The following is a 24,813-nucleotide window of genomic DNA, read 5'->3' as shown; positions in this document are numbered from 1 at the left end:
TTTTTGTCGAATAAAGTCTCAAACTCTCTATTTTTGTTTACAAAGTTTCGAAAATTACGATAATATTTATAGATATTGAGCATAAGGTAAAACTATCACCCCTATTTGTAGGATATGAAGGAGGTTTTCCCATGATTTATGCAAATCCGAATCAATCAGGAGCCAAGGTAGCGTTTAAAAGTAGATACGATAATTATATAGGTGGTAAATGGGTAGCGCCTACTCATGGAGAATATTTTGAAAATGTTACTCCCATTACAGGTAAAGTCTTTTGTGAAATAGCCAGATCGAGTGCTGAAGATATTGAGCTTGCACTTGATGCAGCTCATGCGGCGAAGGAAGCGTGGGGCCGTACTTCTCCAGCAGAACGCGCAAACATTTTAAATAAGATAGCTGATCGAATAGAGGCTAACCTAGAGATGCTTGCGGTAGCTGAAACATGGGAAAATGGAAAACCTGTGAGAGAAACGCTAGCAGCAGATATTCCACTTGGAGTTGATCATTTCCGTTATTTTGCAGGTTGTTTACGCTCGCAGGAAAGCTCAATCAGTCAAATTGACCATGACACTGTTGCCTATCATTTTCATGAGCCACTTGGTGTAGTTGGGCAAATTATACCTTGGAACTTCCCGTTGTTAATGGCTATATGGAAGCTAGCACCGGCACTCGCAGCAGGTAATTGCGTGGTGCTCAAGCCAGCCGAGCAAACACCGGCCTCAATCCTAGTGCTCATGGAATTAATCGGTGATTTATTACCTCCAGGGGTAGTTAATGTGGTCAATGGTTTTGGGTTAGAAGCAGGTAAACCGCTCGCCTCTAGTAATCGTATTGCTAAGGTTGCGTTTACAGGTGAAACGACTACAGGAAGACTGATCATGCAATATGCTTCACAAAATATCATTCCTGTGACATTGGAGTTAGGTGGTAAATCGCCAAATATATTCTTTGCAGACGTATGCGCAAAGGATGATGCGTTTTTAAACAAGGCAATTGAAGGATTTGTCTTGTTTGCGCTCAATCAAGGAGAGGTTTGCACATGCCCATCCCGTGCGCTTATTCAGGAATCTATCTATGATCAATTTATGGAGAAAGCACTTGCACGGGTAGCTTCTATCAAACAAGGAAATCCATTGGACACAGAAACGATGATTGGTGCTCAGGCCTCCTTTGAGCAAGTAGAAAAAATTCTGTCCTATTTAGAAATAGGAAAAGCTGAAGGGGCAGAGTGTCTAATCGGTGGAGAACGAAATATGCTGGGAGGAGAGTTGAAAGAAGGATATTATGTTAAGCCGACTGTGTTTAAAGGACACAATCGAATGAGAATCTTCCAAGAAGAGATTTTTGGCCCGGTAGTGAGCGTGACGACATTCTCCGATCCTGAGGAAGCATTGTCGATTGCAAATGACACTTTATATGGACTAGGGGCAGGTGTATGGACACGGGATATCAACCAAGCATACCGTTTTGGACGTTCTATTGAAGTGGGACGCGTGTGGACGAATTGCTATCATGCCTATCCAGCACATGCGGCCTTTGGCGGGTATAAAGTATCTGGAATCGGACGCGAAAATCATAAAATGATGCTGGCACATTATCAGCAAACTAAAAATATCCTAGTAAGCTACAGTGACCAAGCACTCGGGTTCTTTTAAACAAGCATGGTAAAAGAATAGCCAAACAACATGAGATGAGGGGATATCATGGGAATGCAGCCAAAGGTGTTGGCAACAGAAGCTGCGCTTGCTTTAATCGAAAAGCTTACAGCCAAATATGGTCCCCTCTTGTTTCATCAATCTGGGGGCTGTTGCGATGGTAGTTCTCCGATGTGTTATCCTGTGGGGGAACTATTAATCGGCGATCATGATGTACTGCTTGGAGAGATTGGAAATACGCCTTTTTATATGAGTGAAGCCCAGTATGAATATTGGAAGCACACCCAACTGATTATTGATGTGGTTCCTGGACGCGGAGGAATGTTTTCGTTGGAGGGACCAGAGGGTGTTAGATTTTTAACACGCTCTAGATTGTTTACAGAAGAATAGGATTTGTTATACAAAGAGAAATGCTAATGATTAGTAAGTAGGATTTAGATAGTAAAAGGCTTGATCGTATGAACGATCGAGTCTTTTTTTGTTGGAATGAGATATCAGATGATTCTTTTTGTACAAAAAAATCCTTCAGTTTGTCCATTGTCATTATGGAAGCTAGTGGACTATAATCATAAAAGTGAAAATGAGAATCACTTTCATTAAATTGTAAGATCAGGAGGAGTTTCTTCCCATGGTCACGTGGAAGAAGCCATTTGGTCATGCATTTGTACATATCAGTACCCATTTACATATTACATTGATGAAAAGGTGGCACGAATGAGTCAAAAGGCCAATGTAAGTAAAGCAGTTACAGAGCTCGATCACATCAATGTGAGATCTCGTCCTTGGGCAGTTACATTGATCATAATCGGTGGTTTGAGCTTGCTTGTATTAGCAATTATTTTATCCGTTTCCTTTGGGGCAGCCGATATTCATTTTTTCGTTGTCTGGGAATCTATTTTTGCTTTTAATCCAGAAATGACCCAGCATCAGATCATCCAGGAGCTTCGCTTGCCACGGGTACTTGGAGGAGCTATGGTGGGGGCTTGTTTCGCTGTTGCAGGAGCAATTATGCAAGGAATGACCCGTAATCCATTAGCAGATTCTGGCTTGTTGGGGATTAATGCTGGAGCTGGTTTTGCTCTGGCACTTTGTTTTGCCTTCTTTCCAGGTCTGCCATTTATGTATTTGATCATGTGGTCGTTTCTTGGTGCAGGCTTAGGAGCCGGAATGGTATACGGGATTGGCTCGCTGGCTAAAGGGGGATTAACACCAGTTCGTCTTGTGTTAGCAGGTGCAGCATTAAGTGCCTTATTATCGGCACTTAGCGAAGGGATTGCCCTATATTTTCGCATCGGTCAGGACTTAGCATTTTGGTATGCTGGGGGCGTGGCAGGGACGAAGTGGGTACAGCTTCAGATTATGTTTCCTTGGATTGCTGTTTCTATTATAGGTGCGATTGCTTTATCGCGTTCCATTACCATGCTTAGTCTAGGTGAGGATGTTGCAAGAGGACTTGGTCAGAAAACTCTCTTGGTAAAGCTGATGGGGACTCTTCTTGTATTGATTCTAGCAGGTGCTGCGGTGTCGATCGTCGGCGCGGTAGGTTTTGTTGGGCTTATTATCCCTCATGTAACCCGTTATATAGTGGGTGTCGATTATCGCTACATCATTCCATGCTCAGCTATACTTGGAAGTTTACTAGTGGTATTCGCTGATTTAGCTGCTAGAATGATTAACCCTCCCTTTGAGACCCCGCTTGGTGCCTTAATCGCCCTGATAGGTGTTCCGTTCTTTCTCTATCTGGCACGTAAGGAAAGGAGGGAGCTGTAAGCTATGCAAAGTGTAACAGCTACGAAAACAGAACGGCTTAAATCAAAACATGGGTTCACGGCGATCGCTATCTTAAGCATTTTGATTGTCATTGCCTTTATTTTCAGTATGAATACAGGATTTATCCGATTGTCTCCACTGGAGCTACTACAGACGCTGTTTGGAGCAGGTACAGATAAGCAGAATCTAATTCTGTTTGAATTTCGCCTTCCACGTATCGTGATTTCGCTCTTGATTGGGGCGGGCTTATCTGTGTCAGGCTGTGTGATGCAGGGAATCTCGCGTAATGCATTAGCTGATCCTGGTATTCTCGGTATAAATGCGGGTGCTGGTTTAATGGTAATGCTATTTATTTCTTTTTACCCAACAACAGCAGCTGCGCCGATCTTTTTATTACCTGTTCTAGCTTTTATTGGTGCAGGCTTGACTGCGGCGCTTATCTACTCACTTGCCTACAAGCGATATGAGGGGCTTTCAACCACGAGACTGTTACTTAGTGGGATTGCGGTTGCTGCAGGGATAAGTGCTGCCATGATCGTTTTGACACTAAAAATCAGCCCGGAGAAATATCAGTTTGTAGCAACATGGTTAGCAGGGAGTATATGGGGAACTGACTGGAAGTTTGTGTTGTCTTTACTCCCGTGGATTTTACTATTACTACCATACGTGTACTATAAGGCACGAGTCATGAACGTGCTAACCCTTGGTGAGCAAGCTGCTGTCGGACTTGGCGTATCTGTGTCAAGGGAACAGCTAGCGTTGATAGCTGCGGCAGTCGGACTTGCTGGTTCTTGTGTCGCAGTAAGTGGGGGAATTGGCTTTGTAGGGCTAATTGGTCCGCATCTGGCACGGAGATTGGTTGGTCCACGACATCAGATATTGATTCCCACGGCAGCTCTAGCTGGAGCATTGCTTGTCATCACGGCAGATACGATTGGAAGATGGATGCTACAGCCATCAGAAATACCGACTGGAATTGTGGTAGCTGTTATTGGAGCACCTTATTTTCTCTATCTGTTGGCGCGATCGAAAGCATAGCATGACGATCTACATACTTTGGTGATGAAGACAAAGAAGGGGGCTCTATTGAAAAATATGATAAAACGTTTCTTTGCCTATTATGTTCCTTATAAGAAATTGTTTATGCTGGACTTTGGATGCGCGGTCTTTGCAGGTTTATTAGAGCTTTGTTTCCCACTTGCAGTTAATTATTTTGTTGACGATCTGTTGCCAGGCGGGAAATGGGATATTATTTTATGGGCATCGCTTGGCTTGCTAGGCATTTATGCCTTGAATACTTTTTTACTCTATATTGTGAACTATTGGGGGCATACGCTGGGTATCAACATTGAGACCGATATGCGTAAGAAACTATTCGATCATATACAGAAGCTGTCATTTCGTTTTTTTGATAACAACAAAACAGGCCATCTGATGTCGAGATTAACCAATGACATGAATCAAATTGGCGAGATGGCCCATCATGGACCAGAAGATTTGTTCATAGCGCTGATGACCTTGATAGGTTCCTTTACGTTAATGTTACTGATCCATTGGAAACTGGCTGTGTTTACCTTTGTGGTCATTCCGATCATTATTTGGTTTGTTGTTTACTTTAACAAAAAAATGACTGAAGCCATTCACCAATTGTTTACTGATATTGGAGATTTTAATGCGCGAGTAGAGGACAATGTTGGTGGCATTCGTGTTGTGAAAGCTTTTTCAAATGAGGAGCATGAGAGAAAGAAGTTTGCCGTAAATAATAGTAGATTTCGTGTAACGAAGCTAGTCTCCTATAAGCTTATTGCCAAAAATGGATCGATTAGTTATATGATGATGCGATTTATAACAGTTTTTGTGATGGTATGCGGCACATGGTACGTCATTAATAATGAACTTACGTACGGTGAATTTATCGGCTTTTTGCTCTTAACCAATGTCTTTTTCCGACCAATTGAGAAAATTAACTCGATCATTGAGAGTTACCCGCAAGGATTTGCCGGATTCAAACGGTACGTTGAATTGCTAGATACGGAACCCGACATCATGGATGCACCGCATGCAGTTGAAATGGGTGCATTTAGAGAGGCAATCCGTTTTGAAAATGTTTCGTTTGGGTATGAGAATCAAACAAAGGTACTAAATAACGTTCAGTTAATCATTAACAAGGGAGAGACAGTGGCCTTTGTGGGGCCATCTGGGGCGGGGAAAACAACCCTGTGCAGCTTACTCCCGCGCTTTTATGAAGTACAAGCTGGAAGAATTGTGATTGACAACGTGGACATTCGCGATCTTAAGCAAGAATCCTTACGCAGACAAATTGGGATTGTACAGCAGGACGTATTCCTATTTTCGGGGACCATTCGTGAAAATATCCTATACGGAAAGCTGCATGCCACAGAGGATGAGATATGGGAGGCAGTTAAAAGAGCAAGGCTTGATGAATTTATTCTGGCTCAACCAGATGGATTGGATACGGCCATTGGAGAGAGGGGTGTTAAGCTTTCAGGAGGACAGAAGCAAAGGCTCTCCATAGCCCGCATTTTTATAAAAAATCCACCAATTCTAATTCTTGACGAAGCCACCTCTGCATTGGATACGGAGACGGAGGTTGCTATTCAGCAGGCGTTGACCGAGCTGTCAGAAGGAAGAACTACGCTAGTGATTGCTCATCGTTTAGCAACGATTAAAAATGCTGATCGAATCGTAGTAGTAGCGGATCAGGGAATTATCGAACAGGGAAGTCACCAACAGCTACTATCGGTGGGAGGCATATACAGTAGACTGCATGAAGCACAGTTTGGAACGTAAAGATTCTATTATTTCTTCAATATCTGTTTGCTACCCGATTTATGTGTGGGATGAAAATGACTAGAAGGTTGGAGATAGGGATATGACTGAACAGTTAGAGCTATATGATGTAACGATTATTGGAGGAGGCCCGGCTGGGATGTATACCGCTTTTTACAGTGGTATGCGTGATCTAAAAACAAAATTGATCGAGGCAAAGCCGGAGCTTGGGGGGCGGATGCTCATTTATCCAGAGAAAATGATCTGGGATGTTGGTGGTATGACCCCGATTTTATGTGAAAAATTAATCGGACAATTGGAACAGCAGGCTAGAACATTCGACCCAACAATCGTACTAGGCCAACAAATTACGGGGCTTTCTCGCCAAGAAGACGGAACGTTTATTCTTACCGCTGCAACTGGTGAGAAGCACCATACGCGCACCATTATTCTAGCAATTGGGTACGGTATATTGACCATGCAAAAGCTAGAGATTGAGGGAGCCGACCGTTACGAGGTCACAAACCTACATTATACCGTTCAAGAATTAGAGGTGTTCCGAGGCAAGCGAGTGCTTATTTCGGGTGGCGGTAACTCTGCCGTAGACTGGGCGAACGAATTAGAACCAATTGCTGAAAAAGTAACGATTGTCCACAGACGTGATCAATTTGGAGGACATGAAAAAAACGTTTCCATTATGAGAGAATCTTCTGTCGATATCCGGACACCTTATGCAGTTACACAGCTTCATAGTAATGGAGAGAGCATAGAGCAGGTAACGATTACTCATATGGAAACAGAAGAGACCGAGCGTATCGAGGTGGATGCTGTGATCGTTAATCATGGACTCAAATGTGATTATGGACCGCTAGTCGAATGGGGACTAGAAATGAAGGATGAGCTGGCGGTTGTGAATGGAAAGCTGGAAACCAATATACCTGGTATTTTTGCGGCTGGTGATTTCATCAATTATGATAGTAAAGTTCGGCTAATTGCTGGGGCATTTACGGATGGAGCACTTGCTTTGAACAGTGCGAAGCTGTATATAGACCCAGAGGCACCAAAAGTGGCATACGTTTCTTCGCACAATATTCGCTTTAAAGAAAAGAACAAGCAACTGGGACTGGATGATGATAATTATCGCAACGTATGATAATTGAATTTTCAGCAATGCTTGGAGGATAGTTACACGGGAAAACATTTGAATCATCTTGTAAACAGAAAGCAGATAGACACCAATAGGGAGTGTCTATCTGCTTTTTGATGTATCGACAAAAAAGTACTGCTAAGCAATCAGGTCAATTCGTATGATTTATGATACGGCTAAAAAACTAGAGCTAACTACACAATGAGCTGGGGGAGAGTTTCAAGCAACCACTCTCTTGTCATCGCATCTGCATAATTCCATCTCTCTGCTTCTGCCAAATATACGTATCCATTGCGAACCGCCGGGAGCCTTTTCCATAAAGAGGTGTCCATTAATGCAGCTGTAGCTTGTCTAGACTCTGAATTAGTGGATAAAAGCATGAAAATCCGATCACCAGCATATTGTGGCAAGTCTTCCTCCGAGATTTCCATAAAACCTGAACCTGAATCCAGGATTTCTTGTATTTTGGGTACTGGTTGAAAGCCTAGCGGATGATAAAGTGCTGATGAAAGACCTGTAGTCCCCATGACATACAAATGCTTGCCATGTTCATAGAGAAAGACGGAGGCGGTTTCTCCGGGGGTTATTTTTGAACGTAGCTGCTGCCACATACTAGTAGCTTTTGTATCATACCAGTCTAACCATTTTTGTGCCTCTTTCTTCTTATCTAATATTTTGCCGAGAGTTTGAATACGTTCAGCAAGTGGTGCAAATGAATTAAAGGTAACCGTAGGGGCAATCCGCGAAATTTTTTTATATTCATTTTCGTCAGCATTAGCGAAAATAATCAAATCCGGCTTGAGAGCCATCGTTTTTTCAGGATTAATAGGCAAGCCGATATCCTGTACCTCAATTCCCCGATCTTTATAGATGGGGTGATCCACTAAAACATAACCTCCACCGACAGCCTTCACGCCTAAAGCTAGCAAATCCCCATATGTTTCGCCATGATAAATGATGCGTTTTGGATGCGTGGGAATGTTAACCTCATGACCTGTCCAGTCCTTAATAGCCTTCCCACGCCGCATCATCAGAGCATACTGCTTCGGAGCAATCCCCGTCATTTGGCGAAAGCGACGGTTGAAATAATACTCATCTGAGAACCCGACTTGGGAAGCAATATCGCGCAGGGGACTGTTGGTATGAGTTAATAATTCCTTCGAATGGTTAATGCGTAGTTCGGTTAAAAAGTCTAGTGGTTTCTTCCCTGTTAATTCCTGAAAGATCGTTGTGTATTTCCAAGGAGCTACATGAGCTAGCTGGGCAAGCTGTTTAACAGTAATGTTGTTCATATAGTTTTGTTTCATATAATGAATCGTGTTTTCTACCGAGAGAGTGGAATGAAACGACTGATTATAATGAAGCGTATGTTCAAACAGAAAGCCTAGCAAATCCTGAAAATAAAGATGCTGTTTAAACCATTCAAGCTCGGAAGAATGGCCGTTTCCCGCATATAACGCTTCGGCGAGACGATGTAAACGTGAGAATGGGTATACCGCTATTTCCTGTTTGTCAGGCAGAATGTTGCCAGAATAAGTGGTATGCTGGGATTCACCTATTTGAATTACGGTAAACGTAATCTGATAGAATTGAATTTCACTATCGTATCCATTTTCAATCTGAACCTTACTCCCTGGGGGAAGGGAATAGCATTTTTCAGGCAATAATTGAAAGACGTCCGTGCCGATATGTATGGTGCCCTTTCCCTTACTAAAAATGAAAAGGGTATGATAATGAGAGGTTTCCATTTCGGACTTCCATCCTACTGGCTTACTAATCATCTCAATAGCTGACAGATGAAAAAGCAAGGAACGGAGTGGAACACAAGTAGATGTAAGCTGAGTCATTCTGTTCTCCTCCTCTTTGGTGATAATTATTATCAGTTGTGTTTCATTGTATAAAAAGAAAAGAAGCTTTTCAATCATCTTTGAAAAGCTTCTTCATGTATTTTATTCAAATACTTTTAAGGAGGACCACTTTATTTTTTTAGTAGCTTAGGTAATTTTTCTACCAGCCATTCTCTTGTTAAAGCGTCACTACCTGATTTCACGATGTCAAGGGAATAGACATGCCCCTGTTTTACGGCAGGTAGCTCCTTCCACATTGCTGATTGTAGTAAATCCTCTGTAGATCTTTTTGCTTCATCAGCGATAGGAGTGAGGATAAAAATCCGATTACCGGCATATTTCGGCAGAAGCTCCATAGAAATTTCTTTAAATCCAGTATTATTGTTTAAAATTTCTTGAATTGGTGCGGTTGGTTTAAAGCCATTTGGCTGGTATAGCACTTGTGAAAGCCCTGTACTTGCCATAACAAATAACCGATTGCCGGGATAATAGGTGAACACAGAAGCAGTCTCGTCATTTCCTAACCCATTTTTGTGCAGCTCATCCCACATTTTATCAGCTTTGGCATGGTAATCAGCCAGCCATTCTTTTGCTTGCTGCTCTTTCCCAACGATACTGCCTAATAAAGTGATACGCTCGTCTAACGGTGCGAAGGTATCGAACATAACTGTAGGCGCGATTTTAGAAAGCTGTGCGTATTCCTGCTCGTCTGTACTCGCAAGAATAATTAAGTCTGGTTCAAGACCCAACGCTTTTTCAAGATTGATCGGAAATCCAACATCTACAGTATGTTGTTTGACTTTATCTTCATAAACGGTGTTTGAAAAGAATTTGGAGGATGTACCAACAGCATTTATCTGTAGGGCCAATAAATCACTCAATGTTTCTCCATGATAAATAACGCGTTGTGGTTCAACAGGAATATCCACAGAATGCCCCTTATAATCTGTAAATTTTCGAGTAGAAACAGTTGTGCCTCTCGTATCCTGCTTCGTAACATCAGAAGAGGTAGGTGGTGTATTTGTTTGATTGATTTGCGTCGAATGTTGCTCTGTACTGCTTTTTTGCACTTCCGAAGGGCCGCCACACCCCGCTGCAACAGCTCCAATCATCGCAATCATACACAAATTTACGATATTTTTTCGGACTTGGATCATGATATACGTTCCTCCAGCATATGTACATATTATTTCGAAAGTAATGATTATCATTATCATATACTAAAAGAATCATAAAGGATGATTTATAGTAACTCAATGGATAAACCTAAGATGCGTATTTTATTTTGTGCAAAAGTGAGAAGGGGAAGTGTATTTACAGCATGTTCAAACAGTTTTGAGGATCAAAATATGTAGAAAAAATATTATTGTGATGATAAAATCTTATTATCTTTTTTAACGCTAACAATGATGGAAAACGGAGAAATACAGCATGCAGAATACAGCAGTTCTACAGATGTATGTTCCACTTGTCTCCTTTATCGCCTCCATTCTTGGCAAGCATTCAGAGGTAGTTTTACATGACTTGTCTCAGCAGGAAACCTCTATTATCGCGATTGAGAATGGGCATATTAGTGGAAGAAAAGTAGGAGACGCACCGACGAATCTGGTGCTACAGGTACTACAGGATAAGACCTATTTAAAAAAGGAATTTATTGCAAACTATAAGGCATACGGTAAAAATGGGAAGGTTTTTCGCTCATGGAGCTATTTTATTAAGAATCAAGCCAATGAGCTAATCGGTGTGCTGTGTGTTAATTCGGATGTGGAACATTTTGAAAAAGCAAAAGAGTGGATCGATAGCTTTTTACACATCGGAGAGCAACCGCAAGAGGTAGAGCATACAGGACGCAGAGATGCAGAACACCTGCCGGAGCATCTGCATGGTCAGGCAGAGGATGTACTTGCTAGTATGATCCACCATACGATGATGGATCTACCAACACCACCGGAGCGGATGACGGTACAGGAGAAAATGGAGATTGTGAAAAAATTGTACCATCAAGGTGCTTTTCAGTTAAAAGGCGGGGTACATGCGATTTCCAAGCAATTAAAATCCTCAGAACCAACTATTTACCGGTACTTGCAAAAAATCAAGGAAGAAGAGAAGGATGTACTTTAACGAAAAGGAAGACGGCTATGAGAGATATGAGCAAAAAGATTGTACAGCTATTAGAAAAAGAATTGGTTGTTGCTCTTGGATGTACGGAGCCTGTAGCTATTGCTTGGGCAGCCTCTGTTGCCAAAAGTTATCTGGAAGCCGCCATTACCTCTATTGATGTAACAATTAGTGCGAATGTGATGAAAAATGCTATGGCAGTTGGAATACCTGGCATGAAACAAACCGGGATTGATTTTGTGGCTGCATTGGGTGCTTTGGCAGGCGATCATGAACGAAAGCTAGAAGTGTTGAAGAATGTAGGACCCGAATTTGAACAACAGGCACTTGAATTCGTTAAAGTTGGCAATGTCACGATTCAGTTAGCAGACACGCCCAAAAAGTTATATATTGAAGTCACTGTCCACTCGTCCTCTGATTATGCCAAAGTAATCATCGAAGATATGCATACAGAAATCAGACGGATTGAAGTAAATGGAGCTACTATATTTGAAAAGGAATGCGACTACTATCATGAGCAGGGCGAGCAAGAAAAAGACATATGTGATACCCTCACGCTAGATAGTATCCATCAATTTGTTATGGAAGTGTCTCTTGATGAGTTGACTCTGGTCAAGCAAAGCATTGAGCTAAATCGAGCAATCTGCATGGAGGGACTAAAAAACAACTACGGATTACAGGTTGGTAAAATCCTCAAGGATAATGTTGCCAAGGGATTATTGTCCGATGACTTAATTACGCATGCCATGTCAGTAACAGCCGCAGGTTCAGATGCAAGGATGGCTGGGATTATGTTACCTGTAATGTCGAATTCAGGCAGTGGGAATCAGGGAATTTCCGTAACGATGCCAGTGGTTGCGGTTGCAGATAAATTGGGATCATCCGATGAACAGATGATTCGAGCCGTTACCTTTAGCCATTTATTAGCTATTTGGATTAAATCAAAATTCGGCAGATTATCTGCATTATGCGGAGTAACGGTTGCGGGAGCTAGCGCGGCTGCGGCGATTACGTATCTACTCGGTGGTAATCTTAATCAAATTTCTTTTGCCATTCAAAATACGATTGGGAATGTAACAGGTATGCTGTGTGATGGGGCTAAAGCAGGCTGTGCAATGAAAGTGTCTACTTGTACAGGTGCAGCCGTACAATCTGCCTTGTTAGCGTCACAGGGGATCGGGGTACCTGGAACAAATGGAATTATTGATGATGGCTTAGAAAAAACGATCGACAACTTCTGCCGTCTAGGCAATGAAGGCTCAGGTAAAATGGATGAGCTGATGCTAGAGATGATGGTTAAGAAGCAAAAGAAATAAATAGGCCCTATCATGTAATCTAAGGTGGTTAATGTGACAAGATATGGATTACATGATAGGTTTTTTATTGTATAGAGATTTCGTTTTGAATCAAAGTTAGAGGATGGCCGAGTTGATTCTAACGATTTGATATAGTTCTTCAAGCTTTTGGATTTGATAAGTTGGCACAAATTCCGTATGATTTGGCTTTATGCCAGGATTGAACCAGCATGTGTTAAGCCCGGCTAGCTGACCGCCTTTTATATCCGCGTTTAAAGAATCCCCGATCAGTAAGCCTTTTTCAACAGAGAAATTAGGGATTTGGGCAAAAACATAATCAAAATATTCTTTCATAGGCTTCTGAAACCCAGTGTCCTCCGAAACATAAATACCCTTAAATAGTGGATATAATCCGCTATCACGTAAGCGTCTATACTGAGTCTTGGAAACACCATTTGTCACAATATATAAGTCATAATGCTTGTGAAGCTTTGTTATTAATTCCAAGGCCCCATTCATAAGCTGGTGCCCCTCTTCTAAGTAGCTGCGATAGCTCTGCTCCAATAAGACTCCATCCACCTCTTGATCATATTCCTTGAATAGAATGGAAAAGCGTGTGTTTATGACCTCATCTCGACCTATTTTTCCTTCCTCAAAGGCTCTCCATAGAGCCTGATTTATGTGCTGATAATGCGCTTCGATCTCAGGCGTTAAAAGAAGGTTTTGATCCTTAAAAAGTAATTGTAGGGCTGAGTGTTCTGCTGCACCAAAGTCTAGGAGTGTATCATCTACATCAAATAACAGGGTTTGATAATTTTTCAAAAAATTTCCCCTCGTTTTCTTATTCAGTATTTTTTTAGTATAGCACTTTTTATTTCAGTATTTAAAAAATCATCTTACCAGATATAGGGGTAGAACAAAGAAATACATGGATGCACTCAACCTTAGGTGGCAATGCTAGCTGTTAGAATCCCTTTGAGCCTAGATAAAGAACCTATTACACACAAAAGGAGAGCCGCGGATGAAAATTATCATTATTGGTGGAGTTGCAGCGGGTATGAGTGCAGCAGCGAAAGCAAAGCGAATCCATGCAGATGCAGAGATTGTAGTCTATGAAATGACCGAAGAGGTATCGTTTGGCGCATGTGGTTTACCCTATTTTGTAGGAAATTTTTTTGAGAATCCCAATCAAATGATTGCCCGTACGAAGGAGCAATTTGCCGATTCGGGAATTATAGTGCATACGAAGCATCAGGTGATGGCACTACATCCACAGTCCAAAACCATCCGAGTGAAGTCTTTAAAAACGGGCCTGGAGTTTGATGATCAATATGACAAGATTATGATTGCTACAGGAGCGTCTGCGGTTATACCACCGTTTGATAACAAAGACCTTGTGAACATTTTCACGCTAAAAAGTATGCAGGATGGTGTAGCTCTAAAAGAAAAGGTCATGAAGCCTGAAAACAAGCAAGTAGTGGTCATCGGCGGGGGCTATATTGGAATGGAAGTCGTGGAAGCTATGCTGCATGTAGGGAAAGAGGTGAGGTTATTTCAAGCAGATAGCCGAGTTCTTCCTGAAACATTTGATGAAGAAATCACCGATATCATGACTGATGAAATTCTTCGTAAAGGTGTACTTTTACATACAAAAGAACGTGTGCAGGGGTTTGTCGGAGAAATAGAAGTAGAGGGGGTTATAACGGATCAAGGTCAATATCCGGCTGATCTTGTCGTGATAGCCACTGGTGTGCGTCCGAACACGGGGTTTCTTACAGATACAGGGATTAGGATGCTGGAAAATGGCGCGCTTGTCATTAATGGGCATGGAGAGACTTCTCTTCCAGATGTTTATGCTGCTGGGGATTGTGCAACGGTCTATCATTTGGTCAAAAAACAAGAAGTCTACATTCCGTTAGCTACCACAGCTAATAAACTAGGGCGAATTGTAGGCGAAAATCTAGTGGGTCTCAATAGTTATTTTCCCGGAACATTAGGCTCTGCCTGCATAAAGGTACTAGATTTGGAAGCGGGGCGTACAGGACTTTCAGAAAAGGAAGCAAAGGAGCTAGGGCTCTCCTATAACACAATATTGATTCGTGACAAAAATCAGACCAATTATTATCCTGGTCAGGTAGACATTCATGTTAAACTGATTTATGATGCAGAGACAAAGGTCATTCTTGGTGGACAAATCGTTGGGAAACAAGGAGCTGTCCTGCGAGTTGATGTGCTTGCAGCCGCTATTTACAACAAGCTGACAACAGAAGAGTTAGGAATGCTTGATCTATGTTACTCTCCACCGTTTTCACGAACATGGGATGTACTTAATATAGCGGGGAACGTAGCAGAATAAGCAAAGAGAAGAAAATCTAGGGGAGGATCAATTATGAACAGACAAGTTATTCATACCGAAAAAGCACCTCAAGCGATTGGACCATACTCACAAGCAATTAAAGTAAATGGCATGGTGTATACTTCAGGTCAATTAGGGTTTAAGCCAGGTACGGCAGACTTATTTGAAACAGTGGAAGAGCAGACCCATCAAGCGATGAAAAATTTGCAGGCTATCTTAGAAGAAGCGGGGACAAGCTTAGAGAAGGTAGTAAAAACGACTGTATTTGTTCAGGATTTGAACGACTTTGCTAAAGTGAATGAGGCTTATCATACATATTTCCAACAAGACGCTCCTGCACGTAGCTGCGTACAAGTTGCTGCCTTGCCTAAAGGCGCACTAGTTGAGATTGAAGCGATTGCAGTCGTTGAGTAAGGATAGTGTAGTAGATTAATTAGGAAAAGCATCTTTGCAGATCTTGAGCAAGGGTGCTTTTTTAGCATTACATCTTGCTTACAGGTTTAACATTCGATATGATAGGTTTACAGAAAAGGAACATTTGTTCGGTGAGTGATAATTAAGGAGGAAAAGCAGATGAATAGATGCGGTTGGGTAAATCAAGACCCCTTGTATATTGATTATCATGACAAAGAATGGGGCGTCCCAGTCTATGATGATCGGTTACTCTTTGAATATTTAAATTTGGAAGGGGCTCAGGCGGGACTTAGCTGGTATACCATTTTAAAAAAGAGAGAGAATTATCGTCTAGCCTTTGAACAATTCGAGCCATCAAAAATTATTGCCTACGATGACAAGAAAATAGCAGAACTAATGAATAATGAAGGGATTGTAAGAAATAAGCTTAAAATACAGGCTGTCATTACCAATGCCAAGGCTTATTTTGATGTTGTAAATGAATTTGGATCGTTTAGCGCATACATATGGTCATTTGTAGACGGAAATCCTATCCAAAACCATCCTTCTAGTCTACAAGACGTTCCGGTAACTATAGAAATTAGTGACAGGCTAAGTAAGGATCTGAAGAAGCGAGGGTTTAAGTTTGTAGGTTCTACCATCTGTTATGCCTTTATGCAGGCTGTTGGAATGGTAAATGATCACGTTGTAGACTGTCATTGCTATCGTAAGTAAGTGGCCAGAGAATAATGAAAGCCGTACTTCCTGTTAGGATGGATAATCACATATCCATCTAGTAACAGATGCAACTATTTAGTGAAAATTCGATCAAATCGTACTCTGATAAGAGGTTCTCTTTTATAATGAAAGAAGAGAGGGGGACTTGCATATGTTGAATAGAGAAGAGCTGGCGGGAGTAGGTGTAATGGAGTACGGCATTGTTTCTAGTGAGTGAGAGTGCGGAAAAACTAGCCACTCATTTGATTCGGTTGAAATATGCTCCTAAAAGGCATTTAATCTACTACAGACAGCATGAATCTGTATAAAGACTTTCAAGATCAAGAGTAAGAACATCAGCGAAATGGGGGAGGCAGGTTGGCTACTTCAATCCAAAAAGGGATGTTTATGTATGCATGGACGGTTTATGAAATCGGCACAGAGCGTATCTTATCTGATATGCAAAGAATAGGATGCGATACGGTGGTACTAAATAGTAGCTACCATCAGGGACGGTTTTTTCAATCCCAAACAGAGCAGTTTCTACAAGTGCCGCACGCAGGGGTATTTTTTAGGCCCGATCCGACACGCTATGGTCGAGTCCAGCCAGTCGTACATCGCTCGTTAGCGAAGGAGGAGTTGTTTCCACGGATGAGGGAAGCCTGTCGGAAGCAAAATATGCACTTTCATACCTGGTGGGTAGGGGTGCATAATTCTGCAATAGGTACCCAATTTCCTGAATTATGTGTACAAAATGTATGGAGGGATAGATTTACATACAGCTTATGTCCAGCTCAGCCAGACGTAAAGGAGTATATAGAGGCTTTATTTGAGGATACGTTAATTCAGGTTCAACCAGATCGGATTACGGTAGAAGCAGCCTCTTTTATGATGATGAAGCATGGCGGCCATCATGAGATAAATTTGTTGCATGTAGGTGAAGCGGCTCAATGGTTACTTTCGCTTTGCTTCTGTCCGGCATGTAAACGAATTGCGACGGAGAGAGGCATTGATGGAGATGCTGTACAAGAATTGTCCAAACGCTTGCTACAACCGATGTTATCCAAAGATTACGGACCGCTCCCTGAAGAAGGTAGCCAAATTGCTTATTTGATGCTCTCATATCCTGAATTGTATGCCTATCAACAATCCCGAGAACAAATCACTACAGACCTGATTGCTAGCTTGCATGAAATCGCAGGACGTTATCAGGTAAAAATAGATTACATTCCATCCTCGACACCGTTCTCTGTAAACCAGTCATTTTTAGAAGGAGTGTCGTTACGTAATCTTGCCCCCCATGTCGATCGCTTTGTTCCTTTAATGTATGGTGACCAGACTGACTCCCTGCGATACGGAGTTCAAAATCTACAATTACATGATGCCAAACAGGAGATTGGTGTTGCGCTTTCTCTGCACCATCAACGAACGAAAACAAAGGGAGCTTTGATAGAGAAAGTAAAGGCTGCGGTAGAAGAGGGAGCAAATTGTTTATATTATTATAATTATAGCCTAGTAAATGAAAGGCGCTTGGCTTGGGTGCAGGCAGCCAACGAATCTGTTTAGTTAACTAAGCTAAGATTATCTGGATCTAAGCCATTTCGGAGGTTTCAGACTCCTTTTGATGAAATGGAGAAGCTTGTGATAGATTGAACCACAAGAAGTCGAAGATGTAAAAACCGATGGCAATATGGCTACGAGGGTGATAACAGAACAAAGTAGGGCGTCTGAAATTCGAATATTCGGGCGTTTTAAGCCTAAAAACAGGTATGAAGATAGAAAGTTATTTCCTGTTAATATGCATAAAATCTCCTTTTTGGAAAAAAATATATGATATTCTAGCAATTTATTTAGGAGGAGAGAACATCTATGGCGAAACCAGACGATCGTTCCGACAATGTTGCAAAGCTAAAACAAATGATTGAAAACACACAGCAAAATATTAGTCAGACAAAGGATTACCTGAAAGCACATGGAGACGAAATCTCCAAGAAAGAGCGTTCCGATCTACAAAATAAAAATGCTCGTCGTGAAAACAGTATGGATGCTTTCAGTTCCGAGATTGATGACGAGCTGCAATAAGAAGACATATCCCTTTTGTGTAATCGAGTGACCGTTAGTGCCAAGCGTACTGCGGTCTTTTTATATAGAATTCCGTTTAGTTGTATATCATTTCCCTTTCCTTTTTATTTTTAGTATAATAAACTTATTTTCAATCGTTCTTTTTGTGAATATCAGTTATGATGGAAATAGGAAGTTTGTTGGTGCAGAGAGGAGATTTAACATGAAAAAACCTGAAGATACACGTGTCGTTGTCGGGATGTCCGGTGGGGTTGACTCTTCCGTGACCGCTTTGCTTCTCAAAGAACAAGGCTACGACGTAATCGGCATCTTCATGAAGAACTGGGACGATACGGACGAATTTGGTCATTGCACAGCAGAAGAGGATTATCATGATGTGCGCCGTGTATGTGACCAAATCGGTATACCTTACTATACAGTTAATTTTGAGAAGGAATATATGGAGAAGGTATTCTCTTATTTTTTAGATGAATATAAAAGTGGACGAACACCTAATCCAGATGTAATGTGTAACCGAGAAATTAAGTTCGGTGAATTCTTGAATAAGGTCATGGACTTGGGCGTTGACTATGTAGCAACGGGTCACTATGCGCGTGTGGAACTACGTGATGGTGAATATAAATTGCTAAGAGGCGTTGACGAAAATAAAGATCAAACTTACTTTTTGAATCAATTGGGTCAGAATCAATTAGCTAAAACCTTGTTTCCGATTGGTCATTTACCTAAAAAACAAGTGCGTGAAATTGCTGATCGAGCAGGACTTGCTACAGCTAAGAAAAAAGACAGCACAGGCATCTGCTTTATTGGTGAACGTAATTTCCGTGAGTTCCTCCAAAATTATCTGCCTGCAAGACCAGGTAAAATTGAAACTACAGATGGCGAGGTTATCGGTAACCATGATGGCTTAATGTATTACACATTAGGACAACGACAAGGCCTTGGCATTGGAGGAGGAGCAGGAGAAGGACTACCTTGGTTTGTTGTTGACAAGGATTTAGAGAGAAATGTTCTCATTGTTGGACAAGGCTCAAACCATCCTTGGCTTTACTCATCGTACCTGATCGCTGAACAAGTGAAGTGGGTAAGTGATGAACCAAAAGAAGAAGTATTTACCTGCATGGCTAAATTCCGTTATCGTCAACCGGATCAGCAGGTTACGGTTCGGCGGATAGAAAAAGATATCTACAAGGTCGAATTTGCAGAACCGCAAAAAGCAGTAACTCCTGGGCAGGCAGTTGTCTTTTATCAAGGAGAAGAATGTTTGGGCGGCGGTACCATTGATAAGGTATATATAGATGCGAAGGAAGCGGCAAAAGCAAACGCACAAGCTTAGTCGCAAGGAGGAACCGGATGGACAGTACAAAGAAATCAAAACTGCTGATCATCGGATTTTTGGTTGTAAGCGTACTAGCAGTTATTGCGGCATTCCTCGGATTTAGACAAGCAAAAGACGCGAATATAGATACAATCCAGCAGACGATAGCCCAGCGTGGCGGGCAGCTTACTTCTGCCACTGTCATACCGCTGGAAAAAAGCCCGTTTGACAAAAGTAATAAGGGTAACACGATTTATCAGGTAGAATATCAAAAAGCCAATAAAAGCTATGTTGCCTATTATCGAGCCTTTAATGAGCTGTCTATTATTCGTGAACCAGAAGAGTGGATTTATCCAGAGGAGAAGGAATAGGGCAACTTCTATTCGAAGGGTGGCTAAACATAAGAGGATAATCAGAAAAAGCAGGTAAGGAGCACAAACTCCTTCCTGCTTTTTTCTATATAACGATGAAGTCTTGAGCTATTGTTCTGGACTATATCAAACCGCTTTCTTAAAAGCAAAAGGGTAGATCAAAATAGCACTAAAGAAAAGTCCTATTCCCAGTAAAAGGGTTTCTAAATCCGCAATACCTGTTTTTATCACCCACATTGAATAGAGCGTTGCTAAAATTCCAATGCAACCATCCAATAACCTAGCTCGTGCTTCACCAGTACGATAGGTTTCTCCCGTATAAACCAGCTTCAATTGAAAGAGGGCAGATACGATATACGGGATCAGATAAGCAAGAGTTGCTACCGTGATGACAAAGGTAAAGGCTCCTGCGATCGTATTGGAAATGGTGGAAAAAACAAAGAGCTGTGTGCACAAATTAGTAATCAATAAGGCTTGAGCCGGGCTTCCATGCTGATTCGTTTTTTCAAAGATTTTAGGAAACATCCCTGCTTGTGCCGCTTGATAGGATACCTCCGAACCAACTAAAATCCAGCCAATCGTTGTCCCAACTAGGGAAAAAATCGCTAGAAGTGCTAAGACAATGCCCCCGGCAGGTCCCATAATAGCAACGAGTGCATCTGCTAGCGGTTTATCTGAATGACGCAGTGCTTCGACAGGGAGCACACCCATGGTCAGTAATGTAATTAAAACATAGATACAGACAACAATTACTAATCCAAGAATCGTAGCTATTTTTACATCTCGCTGGGAGCGAGCACGTGATGATAAAATGGAGGCAGACTCGATTCCTACAAATGCCCATAGCGTTGAAATAGCCGCTAGATTGACTTGTTCAAGCAATCCATGCTCTACTGTAGAACCGGCTTCTGGCATTGGATAATAAAACGACCCCATCATGGACCATTGAAAAATAGAAAGAGCAGCAACCATGAAAAAGACAAATCCGACCACTTTTGTGGCTGTTGCCATGAAGTTAAGTCTACCGGCTACCAGAGTGTTACGGCATAAAATGAAATGCGTCCCCCATAGGTAAATCGTACAGACTAAAAAGGTGATGAGTTTCCCAGTCTCAACCGGAAAAGAGCCAATTTGAAATAAAACACTAGTTTGTTTCATGATAGGAAAAAAGGTAGAAAGATATCCGGCAAATGTTGTGATAATCGCTACATTTCCTGACCAATTCGCCACCCAATAACCCCAAGCAATTGTAAAACCGAATACTTTCCCCCGTCTTTGATTTCGAAATAAGGCAGAGGCATAACTCTGTGGACCTGCAGTCAGATCAGGTCGGCGAATTGCTAAATTACCAAAGACGAGCCCAATTAATAAGACTCCAAACCCGGTAAGCAACCATGCTAAGGTGACTGCCAAGGGGCTAGCTATTCTTGCTAAGGCACCTGGTAGCATAAAGATTCCTGAGCCTACCATGTTACCTACCACAATGGCGGTTAGCATCCAAGCTCCCCATTTTTTTGTTGTCATTGATGTTCCCTCCATGTTGCAAAAAACACGAACAAATCATAGCAGATGATTAATATTTATGCAATCAAACAGGATATTTACATATTTGTCTCAGAAAAAGGAATTTTCAGAAAATAAATAGAATTCCTTATTAAATAACAGTTACATCTAAGGGAGGGATTTATCATGTCAACAGATAAGCTGCAAGAACATGGAATGGTTGAGATTCCGCCACTGTATAACTTTGCATCTGAAGTAGAGAGATATGCTCTTCTTCATCCAGAGAAAGCTGCACTTGTGATTGTCTCAGAAGATGAAAAGGAAGAAATCCTTACCTACGAGCAATTACGCATTTATATGAATAAGCTTATGAATGCTTTCCTAAGCTGTGGAATTGCTTGCTATGATAAAGTGCTTGTATTAGTGCCGCGGGGGATAGAAGCATATGGGATTTATTTAGCACTGATAAAAATGGGTGCTGTCGTGATACCCGGCTCTGAAATGCTAAGGGGGAAGGATATTGCGTATCGTGCTAACCATGCAAAGGCGAAAGCCATTATTGCTACAAAGGAACTACTATCTGAAATTGATGATATTCGAGAGGAATGTGAATCACTAACTTATTTTATTTCAGTTGGGGAGCATAGGAAGGGATGGCAGGAGCTAACTGATATCCTAGTCGGTGTAGCAGAAGAAGCTGAAAGCGTAGCGACAGGATCGGATGAGCTTGCCTTCCTATCTTACACATCAGGTACGACTGGTGGGCCTAAAGGTGTTATGCATGTTCACGGTTGGCCGTTCGCTCATTTAGCTATCGCAGCTACCTATTGGCTTGACGTTCAAGAAAATGATCTGGTATGGGCCACAGCAAGCCCTGGATGGGCAAAATGGATATGGAGTCCTTTTGTATCTACATTAGGCAAGGGTGCAACCGCTTTTATCTATAAAGGGAAATTTAGACCTGATACCTATTTATCCCTGTTACAAAAATATCCCATTTCCGTTATGTGTGCCACTCCAACGGAATACAGGCTGATAGCGAAAATGCCTGATTTGGCAAATTATAAAATGAACGCTTTGCGCTCTGCTTGTTCAGCCGGTGAGCCTTTAAATCGTGAAGTCATTGATACGTTTCGCAGGACCTTCAACCTGACTGTACGAGACGGATACGGGCAAACGGAAAATACTTTGCTGGTAGGTACATTTATTGGTATGGAACCGCGTCCAGGCTCGATGGGACGGCCTTCTCCAGCGGTGCGAATCGCGATTATTGACGAGGAAGGCAATGAATTGGAAGCAGGAAAAGTGGGAGATATTGCAGTCGATCGCAAAATGATTGCTTTATCTAAAGGGTATTTGAATGATTCCATACGGACACAGCGAGCGTTTCGGGGTGACTGGTATGTAACGGGGGATCAAGGTCGACAGGACGAGGATGGCTATATTTGGTTTGAGGGGCGTTCTGATGACATCATTATTTCGTCTGGCTATACGATTGGACCGTTTGAGGTAGAGGATGCGTTAGTAAAGCATGAAGCAGTTGCAGAATGTGCAGCCGTAGCTAGTCCAGATCCTGATCGCGGACAGGTTGTAAAAGCCTTTATTGTATTAAAACAAGGAGTGGAAGCGTCTGATGAATTGATTACACAATTACAGGAGCATGTAAAAAGCTTGACCGCCCCATATAAATATCCACGTAAAATTCAGTTTGTCAGCGAGTTGCCCAAAACTACTTCCGGTAAAATCAGAAGGCTAGAGCTACGTCAAAATGAAAGGTCGTCAGAGTGAACAAATTAATACAGGAAATATGTAAAAAGACGCCATTAATGTGGCGTCTTTTTACTTCGCTGTAAATCACATATTGAGATGGTGATCTAACTCACCTAGGAAATGGCTAGGTTCATAGCTACCTAGGATTAGTGATGGTTATAAGTCTGCCGTGATATATAAGCTCCTATACGAGGTAAACCATTTCCAGTTCGGGTGTCTCAGTGCTTAGCAGCGAGAATTGCAATTATCGAAGCAGCAGCAACTGATAATCACCAAAAGAATAAACAACACTAGGATACAAGAGAAATCGCCACAACCATTACCACCAAAGATACTTGACATGTTATATCACCCTCCTTTGTCTCTGCCCTATATCAATATGTCAAAAATGGGTGGATGGTTATTGAGGAAATAAAATTTTTGCGCCCAAAAAGATGGAAGCTTGGGCGAAAACAGGTTAAGGTAAGGATAGGAAAATAAGAAGGAGGCAATGAATATGGGGGAATGCAAGCTAGATCACAGTCAGGCGGATGTCCTACAAAAATGGGCGGATCAACAGACTTATTTACCGAAAGCATTGGCAGAGCAGATACATGTATTTTTACAAAAGGAGCTACCTCAATCGACTTTGAACGAACTGTTTCATGCGCTTAAAAAATACGACTTGGCAGAAGAAAGCGAACGTGAAGCTCGTAACAAGAAGCTATTGGACTTGATTTCTTTGCCGTAAACGTGAAAAACCACTCTTATTCTATAATATTTAGGACATGTGGTAGTACATGTGGCTATTACATGTAAAAACTTGTCTATCATGTTGTGAAATAATAAAAGTACACCACTTATTTATGGAGTGGTGTACTTTTATTATTTGAAAAGACCAAAACGAAGTGCAGTAGAGCAGATTTGTGACAACAATGTAAGGCAGATAACCACGTTGTGACCACATTGATTTTTAGGCTAACAATATTCTTGCTCCGTTTAATCCAAACGAGAACGGGTATTATCATTTTTTCTATTCGTCATAAAATATCATTGTCAGAAATCCAACTATTGTTATTACTGCTGAAATGATCCAGTATTAATAAACAACCCTATAAATAGAAGAGCAAATCCTACATACAACCCAGTATCTTTGCAAAGCGTTATGGCTGGATTAGCGTATACTTAGAAATGCAAGTAGCAGGAATTTATTCTGCCAAGGAGGGGAAGAGAGGTAACGTGAAAGAGATCATCGATGCCCAAAAGGTAATTCAAGTGGATTTATTACACACAGAATACTCGATATTCTATCTGTATACGCCGCTGTGTGGAACCTGTCAAATTGCTAGTCAGATGGTGACGATGCTAGAACAGCTCTTTCCTTCAGTAGTGTTTTACCGAGTAAATATTAATACTCATAAAAAGCTGGCACAAGACTGGAAAATTACCAGTGTCCCATGTCTCATTATTTACCAGCGTGATAGAGAAGTGGCACGAAAGTATGCCTTTGAATCCGTACCAGATCTATATTCTTGGCTACAATCACTTTCTATATTTCAATAGGAATCGGGTAAAAGCCCGATAAAATAATTTTCTAACTCTTCAAAATATAAATGATTAATGGTAACATAGTTACGTATATCGTTACTTGTAGAAGGTAAAGGGGGATTCTGTGTGAAAGGTAAATTAAGTAAGGCAAGGTTCGTTT

The 24,813-nt window shown here is 41.6% G+C and carries 23 protein-coding genes; 18 read left to right on the top strand and 5 right to left on the bottom strand.

What is annotated here, in order from left to right; translation table 11 throughout:
• Positions 1-131 precede the first annotated feature (131 nt).
• The 6 genes from adh to O0550_RS05995 all read left to right on the top strand — a co-directional run bounded on the left by adh (position 132) and on the right by O0550_RS05995 (position 7,365).
• Positions 132-1,652 (top strand): aldehyde dehydrogenase, encoded by a 1,521-nt coding sequence (adh, locus tag O0550_RS06020; protein WP_258425823.1) that lies wholly within the window; start codon positions 132-134, stop codon positions 1,650-1,652.
• Between the two features lie 48 nt (positions 1,653-1,700).
• Complete coding sequence (locus O0550_RS06015) at positions 1,701-2,042, top strand: DUF779 domain-containing protein (RefSeq protein ID WP_003336047.1); 342 nt, start codon at positions 1,701-1,703, stop codon at positions 2,040-2,042.
• Positions 2,043-2,366: 324 nt separating this feature from the next.
• Complete coding sequence (locus O0550_RS06010) at positions 2,367-3,422, top strand: FecCD family ABC transporter permease (protein WP_101669476.1); 1,056 nt, start codon at positions 2,367-2,369, stop codon at positions 3,420-3,422.
• A gap of 3 nt (positions 3,423-3,425) precedes the next feature.
• Positions 3,426-4,460, top strand: a complete 1,035-nt coding sequence (locus O0550_RS06005) for a FecCD family ABC transporter permease (RefSeq protein WP_258425822.1) — start codon at positions 3,426-3,428, stop codon at positions 4,458-4,460.
• Positions 4,461-4,517: 57 nt separating this feature from the next.
• On the top strand, positions 4,518-6,233 hold the full coding sequence (locus tag O0550_RS06000) for an ABC transporter ATP-binding protein (RefSeq protein ID WP_258425934.1): 1,716 nt from the start codon (positions 4,518-4,520) through the stop codon (positions 6,231-6,233).
• Between the two features lie 82 nt (positions 6,234-6,315).
• Positions 6,316-7,365 carry an NAD(P)/FAD-dependent oxidoreductase gene (locus tag O0550_RS05995; RefSeq protein WP_258425821.1) on the top strand — a complete coding sequence of 350 codons (1,050 nt, stop codon included), beginning with the start codon at positions 6,316-6,318 and terminating at the stop codon, positions 7,363-7,365.
• A gap of 188 nt (positions 7,366-7,553) precedes the next feature.
• Here O0550_RS05995 and O0550_RS05990 read toward each other — a convergent pair whose 3' ends face one another.
• Together O0550_RS05990 and O0550_RS05985 are read right to left on the bottom strand one after the other, a co-directional pair.
• Positions 7,554-9,206 carry an AraC family transcriptional regulator gene (locus tag O0550_RS05990; protein WP_035318333.1) on the bottom strand — a complete coding sequence of 551 codons (1,653 nt, stop codon included), beginning with the start codon at positions 9,204-9,206 and terminating at the stop codon, positions 7,554-7,556.
• Between the two features lie 131 nt (positions 9,207-9,337).
• Complete coding sequence (locus O0550_RS05985; protein WP_258425820.1) at positions 9,338-10,363, bottom strand: ABC transporter substrate-binding protein; 1,026 nt, start codon at positions 10,361-10,363, stop codon at positions 9,338-9,340.
• A gap of 274 nt (positions 10,364-10,637) precedes the next feature.
• Here O0550_RS05985 and O0550_RS05980 point away from each other — a divergent pair, with 274 nt between their 5' ends.
• Both O0550_RS05980 and O0550_RS05975 read left to right on the top strand, forming a co-directional pair.
• Positions 10,638-11,327, top strand: a complete 690-nt coding sequence (locus O0550_RS05980) for a helix-turn-helix transcriptional regulator (RefSeq protein ID WP_003340459.1) — start codon at positions 10,638-10,640, stop codon at positions 11,325-11,327.
• Positions 11,328-11,344: 17 nt separating this feature from the next.
• Positions 11,345-12,640: an L-cysteine desulfidase family protein gene (locus O0550_RS05975; protein ID WP_258425819.1), complete on the top strand. Its 1,296-nt coding sequence runs from the start codon at positions 11,345-11,347 to the stop codon at positions 12,638-12,640.
• A 96-nt stretch (positions 12,641-12,736) separates the two neighbouring features.
• Here O0550_RS05975 and O0550_RS05970 read toward each other — a convergent pair whose 3' ends face one another.
• The gene (locus tag O0550_RS05970; RefSeq protein WP_258425818.1) at positions 12,737-13,441 is read right to left on the bottom strand and encodes a YjjG family noncanonical pyrimidine nucleotidase; all 705 of its coding nucleotides are present in this window, start codon (positions 13,439-13,441) and stop codon (positions 12,737-12,739) included.
• A 199-nt stretch (positions 13,442-13,640) separates the two neighbouring features.
• Here O0550_RS05970 and O0550_RS05965 point away from each other — a divergent pair, with 199 nt between their 5' ends.
• From O0550_RS05965 to O0550_RS05935, 7 genes are all read left to right on the top strand, one after another.
• Positions 13,641-14,975: a CoA-disulfide reductase gene (locus O0550_RS05965; RefSeq protein ID WP_258425817.1), complete on the top strand. Its 1,335-nt coding sequence runs from the start codon at positions 13,641-13,643 to the stop codon at positions 14,973-14,975.
• A gap of 33 nt (positions 14,976-15,008) precedes the next feature.
• A complete protein-coding gene (locus tag O0550_RS05960; protein ID WP_022586805.1) occupies positions 15,009-15,389 on the top strand; it encodes a RidA family protein in 381 nt (126 codons plus the stop codon).
• Between the two features lie 159 nt (positions 15,390-15,548).
• The gene (locus O0550_RS05955; protein ID WP_258425816.1) at positions 15,549-16,103 is read left to right on the top strand and encodes a DNA-3-methyladenine glycosylase I; all 555 of its coding nucleotides are present in this window, start codon (positions 15,549-15,551) and stop codon (positions 16,101-16,103) included.
• A 360-nt stretch (positions 16,104-16,463) separates the two neighbouring features.
• Positions 16,464-17,651, top strand: coding sequence for a hypothetical protein (locus O0550_RS05950; protein WP_258425815.1), 1,188 nt, complete (start codon positions 16,464-16,466; stop codon positions 17,649-17,651).
• 303 nt (positions 17,652-17,954) lie between these two features.
• The gene (gene tlp, locus O0550_RS05945) at positions 17,955-18,167 is read left to right on the top strand and encodes a small acid-soluble spore protein Tlp (RefSeq protein ID WP_258425814.1); all 213 of its coding nucleotides are present in this window, start codon (positions 17,955-17,957) and stop codon (positions 18,165-18,167) included.
• 202 nt (positions 18,168-18,369) lie between these two features.
• A complete protein-coding gene (gene mnmA / locus O0550_RS05940) occupies positions 18,370-19,500 on the top strand; it encodes a tRNA 2-thiouridine(34) synthase MnmA (protein ID WP_258425813.1) in 1,131 nt (376 codons plus the stop codon).
• Between the two features lie 17 nt (positions 19,501-19,517).
• Positions 19,518-19,853 carry a hypothetical protein gene (locus O0550_RS05935; RefSeq protein WP_003340443.1) on the top strand — a complete coding sequence of 112 codons (336 nt, stop codon included), beginning with the start codon at positions 19,518-19,520 and terminating at the stop codon, positions 19,851-19,853.
• 126 nt (positions 19,854-19,979) lie between these two features.
• Here O0550_RS05935 and O0550_RS05930 read toward each other — a convergent pair whose 3' ends face one another.
• Positions 19,980-21,377, bottom strand: coding sequence for an amino acid permease (locus tag O0550_RS05930; RefSeq protein ID WP_003340441.1), 1,398 nt, complete (start codon positions 21,375-21,377; stop codon positions 19,980-19,982).
• 165 nt (positions 21,378-21,542) lie between these two features.
• On the opposite strand from O0550_RS05930, the gene O0550_RS05925 reads away from it, so the two are divergent.
• Positions 21,543-23,144, top strand: coding sequence for an acetate--CoA ligase (locus O0550_RS05925; RefSeq protein WP_258425812.1), 1,602 nt, complete (start codon positions 21,543-21,545; stop codon positions 23,142-23,144).
• Positions 23,145-23,351: 207 nt separating this feature from the next.
• Here O0550_RS05925 and O0550_RS05920 read toward each other — a convergent pair whose 3' ends face one another.
• Positions 23,352-23,468, bottom strand: a complete 117-nt coding sequence (locus O0550_RS05920) for a YjcZ family sporulation protein (RefSeq protein ID WP_099421450.1) — start codon at positions 23,466-23,468, stop codon at positions 23,352-23,354.
• A 154-nt stretch (positions 23,469-23,622) separates the two neighbouring features.
• Here O0550_RS05920 and O0550_RS05915 point away from each other — a divergent pair, with 154 nt between their 5' ends.
• A complete protein-coding gene (locus tag O0550_RS05915) occupies positions 23,623-23,856 on the top strand; it encodes a hypothetical protein (RefSeq protein WP_003340437.1) in 234 nt (77 codons plus the stop codon).
• A 488-nt stretch (positions 23,857-24,344) separates the two neighbouring features.
• Positions 24,345-24,668 (top strand): thioredoxin family protein, encoded by a 324-nt coding sequence (locus O0550_RS05910; protein WP_035318329.1) that lies wholly within the window; start codon positions 24,345-24,347, stop codon positions 24,666-24,668.
• Positions 24,669-24,813: the final 145 nt, after the last annotated feature.

The organism is Brevibacillus halotolerans, from assembly GCF_026891775.1.
In the GTDB taxonomy this organism is placed as follows: Bacteria; Bacillota; Bacilli; order Brevibacillales; family Brevibacillaceae; genus Brevibacillus_B; species Brevibacillus_B halotolerans.
This window is presented reverse-complemented; position numbering and strand designations above follow the sequence as displayed.